This window comes from Idiomarina sp. Sol25, assembly GCF_033052775.1.
GTDB lineage: Bacteria > Pseudomonadota > Gammaproteobacteria > Enterobacterales > Alteromonadaceae > Idiomarina.
This window is the reverse complement of the sequence record NZ_JAUPEW010000030.1, coordinates 1-512: the sequence shown is the minus strand read 5'-3', so window position 1 is coordinate 512 and position 512 is coordinate 1. Positions and strand designations below refer to the sequence as shown.

Here is a 512-nt window from a genome sequence, read left to right as displayed (position 1 = left end):
TACCAGATCGATCTCACCGGCGCCCCCAGTGGCAATGGCACGCTGTCGGACCCTCTCCTGCGGCTCCACAGCAGCAGTGGCAGCGAGATCGCGTCCAATGATGACGCCGGGGGGAGCCTTGAATCCCTTCTGACCTATACCGCCACCACCAGCGGCACCTATTACCTGGTTGCGGATGCCTTTGGGGCCCATACCGGCACCTATACCCTGAGTGTGGCAACAACCCAGCCGCCCGAGCCCGCCACCTTGGACGAGATGGCCGACTTCCTGACCGACGGTTACTGGCAGGGCACGTTTCGCTCCGGGCGCAGCTTTGACACATCCGCAGACAACCAGATCTCGGTCAATATCACCGGGCTGACCGCCGCCGGGCAGCAACTGGCCCGCTGGGCCTTTGAGGCTTGGGAACGTGTGGCCAATCTGGAATTTGTGGAAACCGGCACCGGTTTTGCCGATATCACCTTTGATGATGCGGCAAGCGGCGCCTATGCCCAGTCCGTGACCAGCGGCGG

1 protein-coding gene is annotated in these 512 nt (G+C 62.9%); it reads left to right on the top strand.

The window, feature by feature from the left end; all coding sequences use genetic code 11:
• A partial coding sequence (locus Q5L94_RS13310; protein ID WP_317498848.1) for a hypothetical protein occupies positions 1-512 on the top strand: 512 nt, incomplete at both ends.